Source organism: Pseudomonas beijingensis (assembly GCF_030687295.1).
Classification (GTDB): Bacteria; Pseudomonadota; Gammaproteobacteria; order Pseudomonadales; family Pseudomonadaceae; genus Aquipseudomonas; species Aquipseudomonas beijingensis.
In genome coordinates this window covers 5,923,373-5,941,289 of the sequence record NZ_CP117425.1, presented here as the reverse complement: position 1 = coordinate 5,941,289, position 17,917 = coordinate 5,923,373, and the positions used below count along the sequence as shown (strand labels likewise).

The 17,917-nt window shown below is 60.8% G+C and carries 16 protein-coding genes; 5 read left to right on the top strand and 11 right to left on the bottom strand.

Translation table 11 applies throughout. The features are described 5' to 3' along the window. Positions 1–35: 35 nt before the first annotated feature. The gene (gene betI / locus PSH84_RS26425; protein ID WP_122566596.1) at positions 36–656 is read right to left on the bottom strand and encodes a transcriptional regulator BetI; all 621 of its coding nucleotides are present in this window, start codon (positions 654–656) and stop codon (positions 36–38) included. A 365-nt stretch (positions 657–1,021) separates the two neighbouring features. Here betI and PSH84_RS26420 point away from each other — a divergent pair, with 365 nt between their 5' ends. Next, complete coding sequence (locus PSH84_RS26420) at positions 1,022–2,557, top strand: BCCT family transporter (RefSeq protein WP_305483199.1); 1,536 nt, start codon at positions 1,022–1,024, stop codon at positions 2,555–2,557. A gap of 249 nt (positions 2,558–2,806) precedes the next feature. Here the strand turns inward: PSH84_RS26420 and choV are convergent, their stop codons facing one another. From choV to PSH84_RS26405, 3 genes are all read right to left on the bottom strand, one after another. Further along, the gene (gene choV, locus PSH84_RS26415) at positions 2,807–3,985 is read right to left on the bottom strand and encodes a choline ABC transporter ATP-binding protein (protein ID WP_122566597.1); all 1,179 of its coding nucleotides are present in this window, start codon (positions 3,983–3,985) and stop codon (positions 2,807–2,809) included. Further along, positions 3,982–4,827: a choline ABC transporter permease subunit gene (gene choW, locus PSH84_RS26410; RefSeq protein ID WP_014340605.1), complete on the bottom strand. Its 846-nt coding sequence runs from the start codon at positions 4,825–4,827 to the stop codon at positions 3,982–3,984. Before choW ends, choV begins: the two co-directional genes overlap by 4 nt. Positions 4,828–4,898: 71 nt before the next feature. Continuing rightward, complete coding sequence (locus tag PSH84_RS26405; RefSeq protein ID WP_122566598.1) at positions 4,899–5,846, bottom strand: choline ABC transporter substrate-binding protein; 948 nt, start codon at positions 5,844–5,846, stop codon at positions 4,899–4,901. A 425-nt stretch (positions 5,847–6,271) separates the two neighbouring features. Here PSH84_RS26405 and PSH84_RS26400 point away from each other — a divergent pair, with 425 nt between their 5' ends. Next, complete coding sequence (locus tag PSH84_RS26400) at positions 6,272–7,648, top strand: L-serine ammonia-lyase (protein ID WP_122566599.1); 1,377 nt, start codon at positions 6,272–6,274, stop codon at positions 7,646–7,648. Positions 7,649–8,222: 574 nt separating this feature from the next. Further along, on the top strand, positions 8,223–9,326 hold the full coding sequence (gene gbdR, locus PSH84_RS26395; protein WP_060740272.1) for a choline metabolism transcriptional regulator GbdR: 1,104 nt from the start codon (positions 8,223–8,225) through the stop codon (positions 9,324–9,326). Positions 9,327–9,470: 144 nt separating this feature from the next. Here gbdR and PSH84_RS26390 read toward each other — a convergent pair whose 3' ends face one another. From PSH84_RS26390 to PSH84_RS26360, 7 genes are all read right to left on the bottom strand, one after another. Next, positions 9,471–9,635, bottom strand: a complete 165-nt coding sequence (locus PSH84_RS26390) for a hypothetical protein (protein ID WP_305483205.1) — start codon at positions 9,633–9,635, stop codon at positions 9,471–9,473. Positions 9,636–9,850: 215 nt separating this feature from the next. Beyond that, the gene (locus tag PSH84_RS26385; protein ID WP_122566600.1) at positions 9,851–10,114 is read right to left on the bottom strand and encodes a hypothetical protein; all 264 of its coding nucleotides are present in this window, start codon (positions 10,112–10,114) and stop codon (positions 9,851–9,853) included. Positions 10,115–10,496: 382 nt separating this feature from the next. Continuing rightward, on the bottom strand, positions 10,497–11,660 hold the full coding sequence (locus PSH84_RS26380) for a gamma-butyrobetaine dioxygenase (RefSeq protein ID WP_122566601.1): 1,164 nt from the start codon (positions 11,658–11,660) through the stop codon (positions 10,497–10,499). Between the two features lie 19 nt (positions 11,661–11,679). After that, positions 11,680–12,156: a thioesterase family protein gene (locus PSH84_RS26375; RefSeq protein ID WP_122566602.1), complete on the bottom strand. Its 477-nt coding sequence runs from the start codon at positions 12,154–12,156 to the stop codon at positions 11,680–11,682. A 167-nt stretch (positions 12,157–12,323) separates the two neighbouring features. Next, the gene (locus tag PSH84_RS26370; RefSeq protein WP_305482005.1) at positions 12,324–13,289 is read right to left on the bottom strand and encodes an L-carnitine dehydrogenase; all 966 of its coding nucleotides are present in this window, start codon (positions 13,287–13,289) and stop codon (positions 12,324–12,326) included. Positions 13,290–13,448: 159 nt separating this feature from the next. Further along, positions 13,449–14,336, bottom strand: a complete 888-nt coding sequence (cdhC, locus tag PSH84_RS26365; RefSeq protein ID WP_305482004.1) for a 3-dehydrocarnitine:acetyl-CoA trimethylamine transferase CdhC — start codon at positions 14,334–14,336, stop codon at positions 13,449–13,451. Positions 14,337–14,407: 71 nt separating this feature from the next. Beyond that, on the bottom strand, positions 14,408–15,352 hold the full coding sequence (locus PSH84_RS26360) for a choline ABC transporter substrate-binding protein (protein ID WP_122566604.1): 945 nt from the start codon (positions 15,350–15,352) through the stop codon (positions 14,408–14,410). 220 nt (positions 15,353–15,572) lie between these two features. Between PSH84_RS26360 and PSH84_RS26355 the strand changes: the two genes are divergently transcribed. Then, positions 15,573–16,520, top strand: a complete 948-nt coding sequence (locus PSH84_RS26355; RefSeq protein WP_122566605.1) for a GlxA family transcriptional regulator — start codon at positions 15,573–15,575, stop codon at positions 16,518–16,520. 183 nt (positions 16,521–16,703) lie between these two features. After that, positions 16,704–17,873, top strand: a complete 1,170-nt coding sequence (locus PSH84_RS26350) for an alginate lyase family protein (protein ID WP_305482003.1) — start codon at positions 16,704–16,706, stop codon at positions 17,871–17,873. Positions 17,874–17,917 lie beyond the last annotated feature (44 nt).

The following is a 17,917-nucleotide window of genomic DNA, read 5'->3' as shown; positions in this document are numbered from 1 at the left end:
GTCGTTTACAGCTGACTACGCGCTGCGGTGGGGGTTCAGGAGTCGAGCGGTTCTGTGTGCTCTGGCGCCCCTGCTTTGGCCAGTTGGAAATCCATGTATTCATAAGCGATCTGGTGCGCCTGGGCGGTGTCGAACGCGTCTCCCGACAGCGCTCCGCGCAGCCACAAACCGTCAATCAACGCGGCCAGGCCCCGTGCCGCGCTGCGTGCCTGATCAACGGGCAACACGCGGCGGAACTGGCAGCACAAGTTGGAATACAGACGGTGATCGTTGATCCGCTGCAACCTGTGCAAAGACGGGTGGTGCATGCTGGTGGCCCAGAAGGCCAGCCAGGTTTTCATTGCCGGGCCATTGACCTGGCTGGCGTCGAAGTTGCCTTCGATGATCACCTTGAGGTGAGCCCGGGGGCTTGCATCCTCCAGCGCTTGGCGGCGCGCGGTGACGTTCTCGCTCAGGACGCTCATCAGGTACTGGGCCGTGGCCGCGATCAGGCCGTTCTTGTCCTGAAAGTAGTGACTGATGATGCCGTTGGAGACACCGGCCAAACGAGCGATCAGCGCAATGCTGGCATCCCCCATGCCAACCTGATCGACCGCTTGCAACGTGGCTTCGATCAATTGTTGGCGGCGGATGGGTTGCATACCGACCTTGGGCATCTAGCACATCTCCTTAGGCCCGCAGGCGGACGAGTGCAGTCCGTCATGGCGAGGGCCAGTCTATTTTGTTTTGATTGAACGTTCAATCAACAAAGAATAAGCTCTGCGACAATTCGTCGCGATTTGCCGAAATTTCCTACGCGTAAATGGCGCAGAAGCGAGACATCAAGGACCCAAGACCCACGCATTAAGGGGACAAGGGCTTTAAGGGTGTCTTTATAACACCCGCCGGTCGGCTGCCCACTGACCGATTGGTCGGGTACCGCGTTGCCTTGTCCTTCTCTCGCACTGCCTGGAGCATCCGTGCAATGAGTTCTGCCTTTCTAATAAAGACCCCACCGCAAAAGGTGACGGTCAACGGTTGGGTGTTCTACACCTCCACCGCGTTGATTCTGCTGCTGACAGCCATCCTGATTGTCGCCCCGCAGGAGGCCGGCCGATTGCTCGGCATCGCCCAGGCGTGGTTGTCCCGCAGCTTTGGCTGGTACTACATGGTCGTGATCGCGGCTTATCTGGTGTTTGTGGTCGGCCTGGCGTTTTCCTCCTATGGCAAGCTCAAACTGGGCAGCAAGGATGACACCCCGGACTTCAGCTACGGCGCCTGGGCCGGGATGCTGTTTTCCTCTGGCATTGGCATTTCCTTGCTGTACTTCGGCGCCTCCGAGCCGCTGGACCATTATTTCAACCCGCCCGAAGGCGTGGCCGGCAGCCAAATGGCCGCGCGCCAGGCCGTGCAGCTGACGTTCTTGCACTGGGGGCTGCACGGCTGGGCGATCTACGCCTTGGTGGGCCTGGCCGTGGCGTATTTCGCCTACCGGCACAACCAGCCGCTGGCGCTGCGTTCGGCGTTGTATCCGCTGGTGGGCGAGCGCTGGGTCAAGGGTGCGGCCGGTCACGCGGTGGACGGTTTCGGCATGTTCGTGACGTTGTTGGGGCTGGTGACCAACCTGGGGATCGGCTCGTTGCAAGTCGCCTCCGGACTGGAAAATCTGTTCGGCATGGAACACAGCAACACCAACCTGCTGATCGTGATCATCGTGATGAGCACCGTGGCGACCATCGCTGCGGTGTCCGGCGTGGAGAACGGCATCCGCCGCTTGTCGAACCTGAACATCGTGCTGTTCAGCGGCCTGCTGATTTTCGTCTTGCTGTTCGGTCCGACCCTGCACTTGCTCAATGGCTTCGTGCAGAACATCGGCGATTACCTCAACGGTGTGATTCTCAAGACGTTTGACCTGTACGTGTATGTCGACGACAGCGCCAAGTCTGATCGTTGGCTGGGCCTGTGGACCTTGTTCTACTGGGCCTGGTGGATTTCCTGGGCCCCTTTCGTCGGCATGTTCATCGCACGTATTTCCCGTGGCCGCACCGTGCGCGAGCTGGTGGCGGGTGTGCTGTTGATTCCCTTGGGCTTTACGTTGGCCTGGCTGTCGATTTTCGGTAACTCGGCCCTGGACCTGGTGATGAACCAGGGGGCGGTGGAACTGGGCAAGACGGCGCTGACGCAGCCGTCCATGTCGATCTACCAGTTGCTGGAGTATTACCCGGCGTCGAAGGTCGTGATCGGCGTGTCGATCTTCGTCGGTTTCGTGTTGTTCCTGACCCCGGCCGACTCCGGCGCGGTGATGATGGCCAACCTTTCGTGCAAGGGCGGTAGCGTCGATGAAGATGCACCACACTGGTTGCGGATCTTCTGGTCGGTGGCGATCACGCTGGTGACCATCGGCCTGCTGTTCGCCGGTAACTTCGAAGCCATGCAAACCATGGTCGTGCTGGCCGGATTACCGTTCTCGGTGGTGCTGGTGTTCTTCATGTTCGGGCTGCACAAGGCCATGCGCCAGGATGTGCAGGCCGAGCAGGAGCGGGCGGAGTTGGCGGCGCTGGGGCGGGTCTTTAGCTGACCCATTCCATGGTTGTAAACACTGTTGTGGCGAGGGGATTTAGCGAAACGTCGCACCGCCCCGCTGGGCTGCGAAGCAGCCCCAAAACCGGACACCGCGGTGCAACAGGTGAACCCAGTCAGCCGGCTTACGACTGCTGCGCAGCCGAGCGGGGATAAATCCCCTCGCCACAGGAGTCCGCGTTCAGCTTGAGTACCTGCACAAACAAAAACGCCGCGATCATCTCGCGGCGTTTTTGTGTGCGTGGGCTCAGCCCAGGTTCTTGCCGAGCAGTGCGTGGTACAGCTCGCTGTCGCCCAGGATCCCGACGACTTTCTGGTTATCGTGGAGCACCAGTTTGTTGCCGGTCTGGTAGCGGATCTGCAGGGCGTCGCGCATGCCGATGTTGGAGTCCACCAGGGTTGGACGCCGGCCCAGGTCTTCCACTGCCTGGCCCGGTGCCCAGTTTTGCAGGTCCAGGGCCGCGCCGTTCTGCCGGGCGCCCTTGATGGTGTTGCCTTCGGCCAGGTCGAGCCAGGAGTCGCCGCCCGGATCCAGGCAGACCGAACCGTTGATGCGCTTGCAGTTGTCCAGGGTGCGCATCAGGCTGCGGCCGCACAGGACGTTGAGCGGATTGGTATGGGCGACGAAGGTGCGCACATAGTCGTCCGCCGGGTTCAGCACGATTTCTTCCGGTTTGCTGTACTGGATGATCCGGCCATCCTTCATGATCGCGATACGGCTGCCCAGCTTCAGGGCTTCGTCGAGGTCGTGGCTGACGAACACGATGGTCTTGCTCAGCTTGCGCTGCAGTTCCAGCAGTTCGTCTTGCAGGCCTTGGCGGATCAACGGGTCGAGGGCCGAGAACGGTTCGTCCATCAGCAGGATGTCGGCGTCCATTGCCAGGGCGCGGGCCAGGCCGACCCGTTGCTGCATGCCGCCGGACAATTCGTCGGGCTTCTTGTTGCGCCACTGGGTCAGGCCCACCAGCTCAAGCTTCTCATCCACCAGCTTGCGCCGTTCCTTTTCCGGGCGGCCCTGCATTTCCAGGCCGAAGCTGATGTTCTCGCGCACCGTCAGCCAAGGCATCAGGGCGAATTTCTGGAACACCATGGCGATACGCTTGGTGCGCATCATCTTCAGTTCTGCGGGGGTGCAGGACGCAATGTCGATCTGCCGGCCTTCGTGCTCGACGAACAGCTTGCCGCGGCTGACGGTGTTCAAGCCGTTGATGCAGCGCAGCAGGCTGGATTTGCCGGAGCCGGAAAGGCCCATCAAGACACAGATTTCGCCTTTCTCGATATCCAGGCTGGCTTTTTCCACGCCGACGATTTGCCCGGTTTTCTTCAGGATTTCGTTGCGGGTCATGCCCTGGTCGAGCAGTTTGAGGGCCTCGCGAGGGTCCCTGGCGAAGATCACGTCAACGTCTTCAAAGCGAATTATGCTCATGCGTCACCCCCTACTTTGGCGTCGGGTTGTTTGCAGATTCGGTCGAGCATGATCGCCAACAGGACGATCGCCAGGCCGGCTTCGAAGCCCAGGGCGATATCGGCGGTGTTCAGTGCGTTGACCACGGGTTTGCCCAGGCCGTCGGCACCCACCAGCGCGGCAATCACCACCATCGACAACGACAGCATGATGCACTGGGTGATACCGGCCGCGATGCTCGGCATCGCATGGGGCAGTTCAATGCGCGACAGGAGTTGGCGACGGGAGCAGCCAAAGGCTTTGCCGGCGTCCATCAGTTCGTCCGGTACGTCGCGGATGCCCAGGTAGGTCAGGCGGATCGGCGCGGCAATCGCGAACACCACCGTGGAGATCAGACCCGGGACCACACCCAGACCGAAAAGGGTCAGGGTAGGAATGAGGTAGACGAAGGTCGGTACGGTCTGCATCAGATCGAGCACCGGACGCATCATGGTGTAGAACATCGGCTTGTGCGCGGCAACAATGCCTAGCGGCACGCCGATCAGCACACAGACCAGGGTCGCGAACAGCACCTGGGCGAGGGTTTCCATGGTCTCTTGCCAGTAACCCAGGTTGAGAATCAGCAGGAAGGACGCGATGACGAATACGGTCAGGCCCCATTTGCGCTGGATAAAGTGCGCCAATAGCGCGATGAGGCCGATCAGGGCCAGGGGGTTGAACCAGGTCAGCGCAAACGTCACGCCGTGAATCATCGTTTCCAGGAACAGCGCGATTGCGTCGAAGGTGTTGGCGCCGTTTTGCGTCAACCATTCGACAAAGCCCGCGATGTACTGGCCCAAGGGTATTTTCTGATCAATAAGCATGGTAGTGAACGTCCGCATGCAAGGGAATAAACAGCCCGGACGAGCGAACTCGCCCGGCATAACATAGGCAGTTATTGCGCAAGTTTGGCTTTCACGGCTTCCAGGCCAGGTTTACCGTCAATGGTGGTCACGCCAGCGAGCCAGGTATCGAGTACCTGTGGGTTTTTCTTCAGCCAGGCCTTGGCGGCGGCCTCAGGTTTCATCTTGTCGTCGAGCACGTTGCCCATCAGCGTGCTTTCCATGTCGACGGTGAACTCCAGGTTTTTCAACAGTTGCCCAACGTTGCTGCATTCCTGGCTGTAGCCCTTGCGGGTGTTGGTCGCCACGGTAGCGGCACCGAAATCGGGGCCGAAGAAGTCATCGCCGCCGGTCAGGTACTGAATCTTGAAGCGGGTGTTCATCGGATGTGGCGCCCAGCCGAGGAACACCACGTCGGTGCCACGCTTGGCGGCGCGATCGACCTGCGAGAGCATGCCCGCTTCACTCGACTCGACGACTTTGAAGCCTGCGTCCTTCAGGCCGAAGGCGTTCTTTTCGATCATGCTCTGGATCAGGCGGTTGCCGTCGTTACCCGGTTCGATGCCGTAGATCTTGCCGTCCAGCTCTTTCTTGAATTTGGGGATGTCGGCGAAGTCATGCAGGCCCTTGTCATACAAGGCCTGGGGCACGGCGAGGGTGTATTTGGCGCCCGTGAGGTTGGTGCGCACGGTTTCCACGGTGCCCGCTTCACGGTAGGCCTTGATGTCGTTTTCCATGGTCGGCATCCAGTTGCCGAGGAATACATCCATGTTCTTGCCATCGGCCAGGGACTTGTAGGTCACCGGCACGGAAATCATGGTGGTCTTGGTCTTGTAGCCCAGCGCGTCCAGCACCACGCTGGTGGTCGCCGTGGTCACGGTAATGTCGGTCCAGCCGACATCGGAGAAGTTGACGGTACTGCACTTTTCGGGTTCTGCAGCGTTGGCCAGCATCGGAAGACTCAGCATGGCGGCCAACAACAACGGCTTGGAACCTTTCATGGGTGGACTCCTGGTTTTTTATTGGCGTTGTCCGGTCAGGACAACCGCGCTTAATTGGATGTTGCGGTTGGTGGCGCGTGGGCACTCTCTGACACGCGGCCTTGCAAACGAGCCGTAACTGATCATGTACCAGTGCAAATCTGACGCCTACAGGGTGGGTCGTATCCAGTACAGGGATGGTCGCATCCAGTGTCGGTGACGTCGTTTACAGATTTTTTCCGCCCCCGACGGGCCTCTGACACGTAGAAAAACGCCGTAAAACCGGGGTCGGGGACCCGCGGCGTTGATGGGCATGATTGCGTCGGTGTCAGACGTCGGGCGCCAAGGCAAAAACCGGATGATGCGGCCATCCCGGCGTTGAGCGTAGCAGCTCCGTCACCGGACGCTCCTGCGCCCGGATGTGCCTGTTCTGGAGGTTATCGGCAATGGCAATCAGCGTTTTCGACTTGTTCAAAATCGGTATCGGCCCGTCCAGTTCCCACACCGTGGGCCCCATGCGTGCCGCGGCGCTGTTCGTTGAAGCACTGAAGGCAAAGGCCCTGCTCCATGATGTGCGTCGGGTCGAGGTGCAGTTGTTCGGTTCATTGTCGGCCACCGGCATCGGCCATGGCAGCGACAACGCCGTGATCATGGGCCTGATGGGGGAGTGGCCGGACGCAATCGACCCGTCGCAGATCGGCCCGCGCATCGAGCTGCTGCGTGAAACCCAGACCCTGCTGCTCGACGGTCGCCTGCCCGTGCCGTTCATCTGGTCCCGGGACATGCGCCTGATCGACGAGAACCTGCCATTCCACCCCAATGCGATGACACTGGTAGCCGAGGGTGCCGACGGTGAGCTGCACCGTGACACTTATTACTCGGTTGGCGGTGGCTTTGTCGTTGATGAGGCCCAGGCCTCCAGCGGCGTGGTGGATCTGGACAGCACTGAGCTGCCTTACGATTTCTCCAGCGCCGAAGAATTGCTTGAGTTGTGCCGTACCCACAACTTGCGGGTGGCCGAATTGATGCTGGCCAACGAAAAGGTCTGGCGTTCCGAAGAAGAGATCCGCAGTGGCCTGATGAAGCTGTGGCGGGCCATGCAGGATTGCGTCGAGCAGGGCCTCAAGCACGAAGGCATCCTGCCGGGCGGCTTGAATGTGCGTCGGCGGGCGGCCAAGTTGCACCGCAGCCTGCAGGAGCTGAACAAGCCCAATGTCATCGGCTCGACCCTCAGCGCCATGGAGTGGGTCAACCTGTTTGCCCTGGCGGTCAACGAGGAGAACGCGGCCGGTGGGCGCATGGTCACGGCGCCGACCAACGGTGCGGCGGGGATCATCCCGGCGGTGCTGCACTACTTCATGAAATTCAGCGAAGCGGTCACCGACGCCAACGTCGTGGATTATTTCCTCGGTGCGGCGGCCGTCGGGATCCTGTGCAAAAAGAACGCATCGATCTCCGGCGCCGAAGTCGGTTGCCAAGGCGAGGTGGGATCGGCCTGCGCCATGGCGGCGGCAGGCCTGGCGGAAATCCTCGGGGCCACGCCAGAGCAACTGTGCAACGCCGCGGAAATCGGCCTGGAACACAACCTCGGCCTGACCTGCGACCCAGTGGGCGGCCTGGTGCAGGTGCCGTGCATCGAGCGCAATGCGATCGCCGCGGTCAAGGCCATCAACGCCGCCCAAATGGCCTTGCGCGGGGATGGCCAGCATTTCATCTCTCTGGACCGGGTGATCCGTACCATGCGTGATACCGGTGCCGACATGCATGACAAATATAAAGAGACATCCCGCGGTGGTTTGGCGGTCAGTGCGGTGGAGTGCTGAAATCGCGTTCGCACAACCCGTTGTGACAAGAGGGACTCTGTGGGAGCAAGGCTTGCCCGCGATGGCGGCAGTAGACTCAACATGGATGTCGACAGACATACTGTCATCGCGAGCAAGCTTTGCTCCCACACAGATTCCCTTTATCCACGAGATCGAAAATCGCTCGTAAAATGAACACCCATCCACAAATGCGCCACCTTTTGGCGCGTCGCAAACAGACAAGCCCCCCGTTGTCGAGCCAGCCGCTGAATCGCGCTCGACCGTCCGTCACCCGCACCTGTGGTGCTACTCCTTGCGCAAGCCGCGCAGCCCAGTTCCCACAAGTGCTACCGAACTGCTCACAGCCTTCTGTGATCCGTACCTGCCGCCACTGATGGCACCTAAAACCTGCACTCGATGCACGCCTTATATAGACAGGCCGCGATGTCGTTTTCAGGATTTATTGAACACACATTCAATTTTAGGCATGGCAATTGCTCTATCCCGATAAAGCCCTGTCTCGCGCAAGAGAACGTGGCAATAACAAGAGCCTCCGCCTGAGGCCATCACCCGCTTTGTGTGAGGAGATACCGCGATGACGACGTCCAACTCCGGGGCCCAACCCCAGAACCGTGCGCCTCAATCCATCGGCTTTTTGCTGCTGGACAATTTCACGCTGATTTCCCTGGCGTCCGCGGTAGAACCGCTACGCATGGCCAACCAACTATCCGGTCGCGAGCTGTATCGCTGGACCACCCTTACGGTCGATGGCGGCCAGGTCTGGGCCAGCGACGGTTTGCAGATCACCCCCGACGCCTCCATGCACAAGGCGCCGCCCCTGGACACCGTCATCGTTTGTGGCGGCATCGGCATCCAGCGCACCGTGACCCGTGAACACGTGTCGTGGCTGCAGAGCCAGGCCCGCCAGTCCCGTCGCCTCGGCGCGGTCTGCACCGGCAGTTGGGCCCTGGCCTGCGCCGGCCTGCTGGACGGTTTCGATTGCAGTGTGCACTGGGAATGCCTGGCGGCGATGCAGGAAGCTTTCCCGCGGGTATCGATGAGCACCCGCCTGTTCACCCTCGACCGCAACCGCTTCACCAGCTCCGGTGGCACCGCGCCGCTGGACATGATGCTGCACCTGATCAGTCGTGATCACGGTCGTGAGCTGTCGGCGGCGATCTCTGAAATGTTTGTCTACGAGCGTATCCGCAACGAGCAGGATCACCAGCGTGTGCCGCTCAAGCACATGCTTGGCACCAACCAGCCGAAGTTGCAGGAAATCGTCGCGCTGATGGAAGCCAACCTCGAAGAGCCGATCGACCTGGACGAACTGGCGGTGTACGTCGCCGTGTCCCGGCGCCAGCTGGAGCGGTTGTTCCAGAAATACCTGCACTGCTCACCGTCGCGCTATTACCTCAAGCTGCGGCTGATTCGTGCGCGGCAACTGCTCAAGCAGACGCCGATGTCGATCATCGAAGTGGCGTCGGTGTGCGGCTTTGTCTCTACCCCGCACTTCTCCAAGTGCTACCGCGAATACTTCGGCATACCGCCAAGGGACGAACGCGTCGGCTCCAACACCACACAACAGGTGGCAATGATGCCGCTGCCGCAGGCGCTGGTGTTGTCGCCATTGTCCGGGCCGCTGTCGGCGCTGAGTCAGGCGCGTAATGAGTCGACGTTTGCCAGTGTGAGGCTCTAAGACCTCAGCGCCTTCATCGCGAGCAAGCTCGCTCCCACAGTTGGATTGGGGGGTGGCCAGAGAGAGGTCGGCTGTAAGGCCGTCTTCGCGAGCAAGCCCGCTCCCACAGGGGAAACGCGGTCTCACCAAGAACCAGGTCGGCTATCAGGCCGCCTCGTGGTGGACGTTGATCTCGGGCGCCCCGTTAACCTCGCTGGCTGAATGAAGGTATTGCGCAGTGGGCACCTCGGCATGGATGCCGAGGTAGCCGCGCTGGGCCATGGATGGCCCTTCGCGGCGGCTCACGGAGCAATGCCTTCGTTCAGGCATGCCGAGCCTAAGCGAGGCACCGAGTGGTGGGGCAAAGCGCTTTTGCTTACTTTTGGCTGGTCCGGCTCCCGGCTTTTCCAAAAGTGAGCCGCCGTAAGGGCGGAACCCTAAGCGGCCGTTACGCAAAAAATGGATATGTACTCAGTCAACAAAACCCTGGCCGGCTGCGAGGCCGTCATCGCGAGCAAGCTCGCTCCCACAGGTTTTATCAGCCGCTAGCCGCTATGGGTCTGGTGGTATTGCGTCAACGCCGGCAACAACTGCTTGTCGAACGCCTCGCGCACGGCCGGCAGGACGGTGGCGCCGCTGGTGTACATGTCCTTGACCATCTTGCGCAATTCATTGGCGCGGGCCGTATCCAGCCCCCGCACGGCATATTCGCAGGCCTGCTCGGCAGTGGCACCGCTGGGTATCTGCAACCCCAGGGCCTTGAGGTGGCCCAGCAGGTCTTCCTGGTCGATCAAATCGGCGTGCATCATGACGCTTTTCCTTGTTCAGGGATTGGGGTCGTGTCTCGATTCTGGTAGCCACCCGAAGCGGCGGCAAGGGCAAATGGTCGCAATGTCATGAATGACTATGGAGGCGTCGTTTTCGGCTAACTTGCCCAGACCTGGACTGGGCACACTGGCCCCAAGCTGAATCACGATGGTTTGGTCACCCTCGCGCAACAGCTCCTCCAGTAACGCTCCTGCCCCGATCCTGTCACGGCTTGATCGGGGATTTTTTTGCCTGTGAAAATCAGGACGTGATGGGGTGTTTGACAGGGCGCTATCGCGAGCAAGCTCGCTCCCACAGGGGGGCTGTGGCGTTCACAGAACTCAATGTGGGAGCGAGCTTGCTCGCGATGAACGATGACGCGGTCTACCTCTGCAACACCAGAATCCGCGACAACAACTCATCTCGATCCACATAGCACCCCTGGAAATGCCGGGCTCCGGAGGCCGGGTCGAAGGCGTTGCGGGCGTGGAGGGTGCGGCGATTGTCGAAGCACCAGAGCTGGCCGGGTTCGAGGCGCTGCACCAGGCGAAAGTGTGGCTCGCGGGTCAGGGCGATGAAGCGGCGGTAGGCACGGTAAAGCCTGGGCATCTGCTCGACCGAGGTGTCGAACGGCCCTCGCAGGAAGTTCGCCATGCGGATTTCCGAAACCTGCCCGAGGGCATCCAGGGCGATGATCGGCGCCAGGCAGCGGTAGTCGCTGCGGCGGTCCTTGTTGCGAAATTCCACCGGGATCTGGCAAAGGGCGTCGAAGGCCTCGGGGTCTTCTTGGCGCAACGCCTCGGCAATGGCAAAACCGTCGACAAAAATGCTCTCGCCACCGTCAGCGTCATTCACCAGGCAATGCAAGAACTGCAGCCCCGGCTGCAACTCCCGGGTCGGCAGGTCGGTGTGCAGTGGCAGGTTGAAAGCGGTGTAGGCGTTGCTGTCGGCATCGGCCTTGGACTGCACGTTGAACAGCACGCCGAAGTTGCTCTCGCGGATGAAGGAAATGCGCTGGGCAATGCGTTTCAGCGAACCGGGTTCGGTGGGCACGCCACGCACTTGGGTCAGGCCGATGTCGCGCACCGCCAGCAACCAGTGCAGCAACGCATCGGCATCGTCCATCAGCGCCGGGTAATCGAACACCGGCAGTGGCAGGTCGTGCCGCCACAGCTGGCACCGCGGCTTGTTCGCCAGGCGCTCGGCCCGGGATTGATCGTCGTAGGCGTGGGCGCGCAACCAGCCCGGGTCGAAACGGCTCTGGTGGCCGTCCTGCCAGTCCACGCAGAGACAGCCTTCGGTGTCGAGACGGACCGCCCTGGGTGACATCCCTTCCGGGACGTCGACGATTTCCAGCACCTGCTCGCGGGTGACGCTGTAGACGCATTGGGCGCACGGGCAGTTGTCCCGCAGCCATGGGTGATGAAAAGGGCTGGTCCGGCCATCGGCCCACGTCACTTGCACCTGGTCGGCCAAGGGGGTTGCGGCGGTCAACGCGAAGATCAGGGGATAACGGCGGAAGTCGGCAAAAGCGGCGGCGGTGTTCATGCGATCTCCTGTTCAAGGCTTATCGGGCGGGGGGCAGGGCGATGACCCGGCCGATGTACGCCGGGGGCGGCAGGTCGGATTGCTCGTCGAGCAGGGCGTCGAGCCGGGCCAGGGTCTGCTGCGTGAAGGGCGCCGAGCGCGGACCGGCGAGGTCGACGTGCAGCAGCATCTGCTCATTGCCGGCCAACTCTTTATCACCACCAACCAGGTGCAGGCTGTGGTAGAGATGCAGGCGTTTGGCGTCGTGGCCGATGATCTGCGTGTGCACTTGCACCTCGGCCCCAAGCTTCACTTCGTGCAGGTAATTGAGGTGAAGTTCGAGGGTGAACAGCGAGTGGCCGCTGGCTTCGCGGTTCTGGCTGTCCAGGCCGAGCCGGTCCATCAGCGCGTCGGTGGCGTAGCTGAAGATCAGCAGGTAGAAGGCATCGCGCAGATGGCCGTTGTAATCGACCCATTCGGGGAGGATGGGGGTTTGGTAGGTGGTGAGGGTGGGCATGGTCCTGGTTCCGACAGTTGTGGTGACTGGGCTGGCGCTATCGCGAGCAAGCTCGCTCCCACAGGGGATCTTCTGAGTGAAATAAAATAGTGTTCACACCGCGAAATCCCTGTGGGAGCGAGCTTGCTCGCGATGGGGCCAGACCTGCTGGCCCAAAAAGCCCAGGATTACTCGCTGAAGGCCATGCCATGTTTGGCTTTGGTGGCCTTCACCGCCTCCAGCACTGCCAGCAGGCAATCATCACGATAGCGCTCCAGGGCCGAAATGCTGTGGTTGCCCAATTGCTCGCTCGTGCCATCCACCACATCGTCGATCAGCTTCTCGGTCAGTTCCGGCGCTGGCAGGTAGGTCCACGGCAGTTGCAGTGCCGGGCCGAACTGGGCCATGAAGTGCCGCATGCCGGCATCGCCGCCGGCCAGGGTGTAGGTCAGGAACGTGCCCATGAACGACCAGCGCAGGCCGGCGCCAAAACGGATGGCATCGTCGATTTCCCCAGTGGTAGCGACACCGTCGTTGACCAGATGCAGGGCCTCGCGCCACAGCGCTTCGAGCAGGCGGTCGGCGATGAAGCCGGGCACTTCCTTGCGCACGTGCAACGGCCGCATGCCGAGGGATTCATACACCTGCATCGCCGCTTGCACGGCTTCGGGCGCGGTGTTTTTGCCACCGACCACTTCCACCAGCGGCAATAGATAGACGGGGTTGAACGGGTGCCCGACCACGCACCGTTCCGGGTGGGTGGAGTTTTCATAGAACTCGCTTGGCAGCAGCCCCGAGGTACTCGATCCGATCAGTGCATCTGGCTTGGCGGCGGCGCTGATCTGGGCGTGCAGTTCGAGCTTGAGTTCCAGCCGCTCGGGGGCGCTTTCCTGGATGAAGTCGGCGTCGCGCACGCATTCTTCGATGGTGGCGACAAAGCGCAGGCGATCCTGCGAGGCGCCAGGGGCCAGGCCTTGTTTCTCCAGGGCGCCCCAGGCGTTGGCGACGCGTTTGCGCAGCGCGGCTTCAGCGCCGGGGGCCGGGTCCCAGGCGACAACGTCGAGGCCATGGGCCAAGGCCCGGCTGACCCAGCCGCTGCCGATCACGCCGCTGCCCAGGGCGGCAAAGGTCTTGATGTCGGTGATGAAGCTCATGGTGATTTTCCTGAAGAAATAGTTCGGTGATTCCCTGTGGGAGCAAGGCTTGCCCGCGATGGCGGCAGTAGATTCAACAGGGATGTCGACTGACATACCGTCATCGCGGGCAAGCCTTGCTCCCACAGGTTGTGTCCCTAGGGGGAGATAAGTGTTTGGTCAGCCGCGCTGAGTCAGACCCATTTTCTTGCGCCCCTCAGCGGGCGTGAGCACTCGCGCCCCAAGGCGACTGAGGATTTCGCCAGCCCGCTCCACCAATTGGCCGTTGGTGGCGAGCACGCCTTTGTCCAGCCAGAGGTTGTCTTCCAGCCCGACCCGCACGTTGCCCCCCAGCAGCACTGCCTGGGCGGCCATCGGCATTTGCATGCGGCCGATGCCGAAGCCGGCCCACACTGCATCGGCCGGCAGGTTGTCGACCATGGCCTTCATAGTGGTGGTGTCGGCCGGTGCCCCCCACGGGATGCCCAGACAGAGCTGGAACAGCGGGTTGTCCAGCAGGCCTTCCTTGATCAGTTGCTTGGCGAACCACAGGTGGCCGGTGTCGAAGATCTCCAACTCGGCCTTGACCCCCAGTTCAGTGATGCGCTTGGCGCCGGCCCGCAGTTGCGCCGGGGTGGAGACGTAAATGGTGTCGCCGTCGCCAAAGTTCAGGGTGCCGCAATCCAGGGTGCAGATTTCCGGCAACAGCTCCTCGACATGGGCCAGGCGAGTCAGCGGGCCCACCAGGTCGGTGTTGGGGCCGAACTCCATCGGGTTTTCGCCAGCGCCGATCTCCAGGTCGCCGCCCATACCGGCGGTGAGGTTGACGATGATGTCGACGTCCGCCTCACGGATGCGCTCCATCACTTCGCGGTACAGCGCCACATCGCGGCTGAACTTGCCGGTCTGCGGATCGCGAACGTGGCAGTGGACCACCGTGGCCCCGGCCTTCGCCGCCTCGACGGCAGCGGCGGCGATCTGTTTCGGGGTGACCGGCACGTGCGGGCTCTTGGCGGTCGTGTCGCCAGCACCGGTGAGTGCGCAGGTGATGATGACGTCGTGGTTCATGGTGCGGATTCCTTCAGGCGTGGTAAGTCACTGCGCAGCCCTTTGGCGCTGCGCAGATGGATAACGGTGGGTCAGTTACTGGTGAGTTTCAGGTTGTCGGCGGCCGGCTTGCCGTCGAAGGTGGTCACGCCTTCGAGCCAGCGCTGCTTGTCTTGCGGGTGATCCTTGAGCCATTGCCGGGCCGATTCGAGGGGATCCTTGTGATCGAGCAACGGCTGCATCATCCGGCTCTCGTCTTCGGCGGTGAAGGTCAGGTTGCTCAGCAAGCGACCGACGTTCGGGCATTGCTCGGCGTAGTTTGGCGCAGTGACGGTCCACACGGTGGCCATGCCTTCGTTCGGACCGAGGGCGTCTTCGCTGCCGGTGAGGTAGGTCATTTGCACGTTGACGTTCATCGGATGCGGCGCCCAGCCGAAGAACACCACGGCTTCCTTGCGTCGTACGGCGCGGTCCACGGCGGCGAGCATGCCGGCTTCGCTGGATTCCACCAGTTGGAATTTGCCCAGGCCGAACTGGTTCTTGGCGATCATCGCCTTGATCTGGGTGTTGGCGCCGGAACCGGGTTCGATGCCGTAGATCTTGCCGCCCAACTCTTTTTCGAATTTGGCGATGTCGGCGAAGGTTTTCAGGCCCTTGTCGGCCAGGTAGGTCGGTACGGCCAGAGTGGCGCGGGCGTCCTTGAGGCTGGGCTGCTCCAGCACCTTGACCTGCTTGGCCTCGACGAATGGGGTGATGGTCTGGGTCATCAACGGGTTCCAGTAGCCGAGGAACAAGTCCAGGCGCTGGTCGCGGATGCCGGCGAAGATGATTTGCTGGGAGGCGCTGGTCTGCTTGGTCTTGTAGCCGAGACCGTCGAGCATCACTTGGGTCAGGGCGCTGGTGGCGATGACGTCGGTCCAGTTCACCACGCCCAGGCGTACGTTCTGGCATGCGGCGGGCTCGCCCGCCATGACCGCGCCATTCAGGAAAACGGTACCGCTGAGTGCAAGGACGCAGGAGCTGATCAGTCGTTTCATGTCGGGTTCCTCGGCAGCTTATTGTTATGGGTTCCGGCATCTGCGTGCCGGTGATGCCAAGTTACGCAGCCCCACGCCTGGCAAAACGCACAGCGGCGACGTGCTCTTGCACTGCGGCGACCTAGTGTCCTGTTTCACGAATAGGGGCCTGCAGCGCTTGAACAGCCCTTGCAACTGGCGTATCAAGATCCGCACGCTACCCGCCAATCGAGTGCGCTCCATGTCCCAGGATTTCTACTTCTTGTTGATGCCGGGCTTTTCAGCCATCGGCTTCATTTCGGCCATCGAGCCGTTGCGGGTGGCCAATCGTTTTCGCGGCGAGCTGTATCGCTGGCATGTGCTGAGTATCGATGGCGGGGCGGTGCTGGCGAGCAACGGCATGTCGGTCAACGCCGATGCCGCGCTGGAGCCCTTGAAGAAAGGCGCGACCCTTTGGGTGGTGGCGGGGTTCGAGCCGCTGAAATTCGCCACCCCGGCACTGGAGCGCTGGCTGCATCGGTTGGACAGCGAAGGCGTGATCCTGGGCGGCATCGACACCGGCAGCGTGGTCCTGGCCGAGTCGGGGCTGCTGGAAGGGCATCGCGTGACCTTGCATTGGGAAGCGATCGAGGCGTTCAAGGAGTCTTATCCACAGCTTGGCGTGACCCAGGAACTGTTCGAAATCGACCGGCGCCGCATCACGTGTGCGGGCGGCACCGCGTCCATCGACCTGATGCTCGATCTGATCGGCCAGGCCCACGGTTCGGAACTGGCGATCCAGGTCAGCGAACAGTTCGTGCTCGGCCGCATCCGCCCGCGCAAAGACCACCAGCGCATGGAAATCGCCAATCGCTATGGCGTTCGCAACAAGAAGCTGGTGCACGTCATCGGCGAGATGGAAACCCACAGCGAACCGCCCCTGAGCACCTTGGCGTTGGCCGAGTCGATCAACGTCACCCGCCGCCAGCTCGAACGCCTGTTCCGCCTGCACCTGAACGACACCCCGAGCAACTTCTACCTGCGCCTGCGCCTGGAAAAGGCCCGGCAGCTGCTGCGCCAGACCGACATGAGCGTGCTGGAGGTGAGCATCGCCTGCGGCTTTGAGTCACCGTCGTACTTTACCCGCAGCTATCGGACACGGTTCGCGCGCTGCCCGCGGGAGGATCGGCGACAGGTGGCGAGAAATTAAACGCTTCAATGGCGAGCGCATCGAAAACAATTAAAAACATCTTGATTTAGATTGTTTGTGGCGGCTGCTGTGATTTTTTTAAAGACTGTCCTTCGTTAGTTTCGGCGGGCAACGCGTTGTCCGCCAATCCAATAATGCTTGTTGTCGTCGGGTGCTGAATAAGCGTCAGGCGAGGTGCTGTGCGTGAGAAAAAGTGTCTGGCTTTTTTGGTTGTTGCTATTTATGAGTCGCGCGGCACAGGGGGAAATTGCCCACCCGGGTATCTTGGTGGACTTCAAACAATTACGGTACATCAAGGAAAATATTTACCGTGAACCTTGGAAAAGTGCTTATGAGAGAGCTTTGCAGGACCCGTTGGCCGATAAAGCCTACGAGCCCACTCCTTGGGCGACTGTGGAGTGCGGTTCGTATTCAAATCCTGATAATGGTTGTTCGGATGAAATTAGAGACGCACGAGCGGCCTACACACAGGCGTTATTGTGGCGGTTGAGCGGTGACCCTCGATATGCCGAAAACGTACGAAAAATCCTTAACGCATGGGCCGAGACGCTGACGGGGGGACACACTAACAGTAATGGTCCCTTGCAGGCTGCCTGGGGGGCAGAGTTGTTTACTCGGGCTGCTGAGATTGTCAAATATTCCTATGACGGATGGCCCCAACCGGAAAAAGACAAGGTTACTCGGCTGTTTGCGAGGCAATATTATCCTGATGTGCTACGTGCTTTTTCTGGCGGTTATGTTTGCTATAACAAAAATTGGCATGCAAGCGCCATTGAAGCGATGTTCAATATTGCTGTATTCAATAAAAATCAAATATGGCTTGATGACGCTGTTGCGAAGTGGCGTAGCCTCGTTCCGTCCTATATCTATCTTTCCTCAGATGGCGCGCGTCCGAAAGACGCTCCGTGGTGCCCGCGAAGCAACGCGCAAATCAATGCGCACTGGAGCAACCCTGAAACCTACGTAGAAGGTTTGACGCAAGAAAGTTGTCGGGATTTTGAGCATGCGGCTTATGGTTTGGCGGCAATAATCAATGTTGCGCAGAGCGCTCGTTTACAGGGGCTTGATTTGTATCAGGATCAAATCAGTCAGGCCGCGTTACGTATCCCTAAGGCGATGGAATTGCACAGTGCCTATCAAAACGGTGACCAGGCAAAATTATGCAAGGCCTATGATGGATACAAGAACGATACGGTCGGTACGTTCGAGATAGGCTTCAATCACTACGCGCTGCGCGAAGGCCTTTCCCTGCCGCAGACGTCGCTTTTCCTGCAAAAGCACCGCCCCGTCAAAGGCAAATTTCATTACCTTTGGGAGACCCTGACTCATGGGTCCACGGGACTCATCCCCTAAGAAACAGTCGTATTTGGTTGAGAGGTTCCGGACGGGCGGAGCGG

Bases quoted from the DNA above. Each gene is read 5' to 3' on its own strand.
- PSH84_RS26385 (WP_122566600.1), bottom strand. From the start codon at position 10,114: ATGATGCACGCCGATTTGATCGACCAGGAAGACCTGCTGGGCCACCTC.
- PSH84_RS26360 (WP_122566604.1), bottom strand. From the start codon at position 15,352: ATGAAACGACTGATCAGCTCCTGCGTCCTTGCACTCAGCGGTACCGTT.
- betI (WP_122566596.1), bottom strand. From the start codon at position 656: ATGCCCAAGGTCGGTATGCAACCCATCCGCCGCCAACAATTGATCGAA.
- PSH84_RS26390 (WP_305483205.1), bottom strand. From the start codon at position 9,635: ATGCCTGAACGAAGGCATTGCTCCGTGAGCCGCCGCGAAGGGCCATCC.
- PSH84_RS26405 (WP_122566598.1), bottom strand. From the start codon at position 5,846: ATGAAAGGTTCCAAGCCGTTGTTGTTGGCCGCCATGCTGAGTCTTCCG.
- PSH84_RS26375 (WP_122566602.1), bottom strand. From the start codon at position 12,156: ATGCCCACCCTCACCACCTACCAAACCCCCATCCTCCCCGAATGGGTC.
- choW (WP_014340605.1), bottom strand. From the start codon at position 4,827: ATGCTTATTGATCAGAAAATACCCTTGGGCCAGTACATCGCGGGCTTT.
- PSH84_RS26370 (WP_305482005.1), bottom strand. From the start codon at position 13,289: ATGAGCTTCATCACCGACATCAAGACCTTTGCCGCCCTGGGCAGCGGC.
- cdhC (WP_305482004.1), bottom strand. From the start codon at position 14,336: ATGAACCACGACGTCATCATCACCTGCGCACTCACCGGTGCTGGCGAC.
- PSH84_RS26355 (WP_122566605.1), top strand. From the start codon at position 15,573: ATGTCCCAGGATTTCTACTTCTTGTTGATGCCGGGCTTTTCAGCCATC.
- PSH84_RS26400 (WP_122566599.1), top strand. From the start codon at position 6,272: ATGGCAATCAGCGTTTTCGACTTGTTCAAAATCGGTATCGGCCCGTCC.
- gbdR (WP_060740272.1), top strand. From the start codon at position 8,223: ATGACGACGTCCAACTCCGGGGCCCAACCCCAGAACCGTGCGCCTCAA.
- choV (WP_122566597.1), bottom strand. From the start codon at position 3,985: ATGAGCATAATTCGCTTTGAAGACGTTGACGTGATCTTCGCCAGGGAC.
- PSH84_RS26380 (WP_122566601.1), bottom strand. From the start codon at position 11,660: ATGAACACCGCCGCCGCTTTTGCCGACTTCCGCCGTTATCCCCTGATC.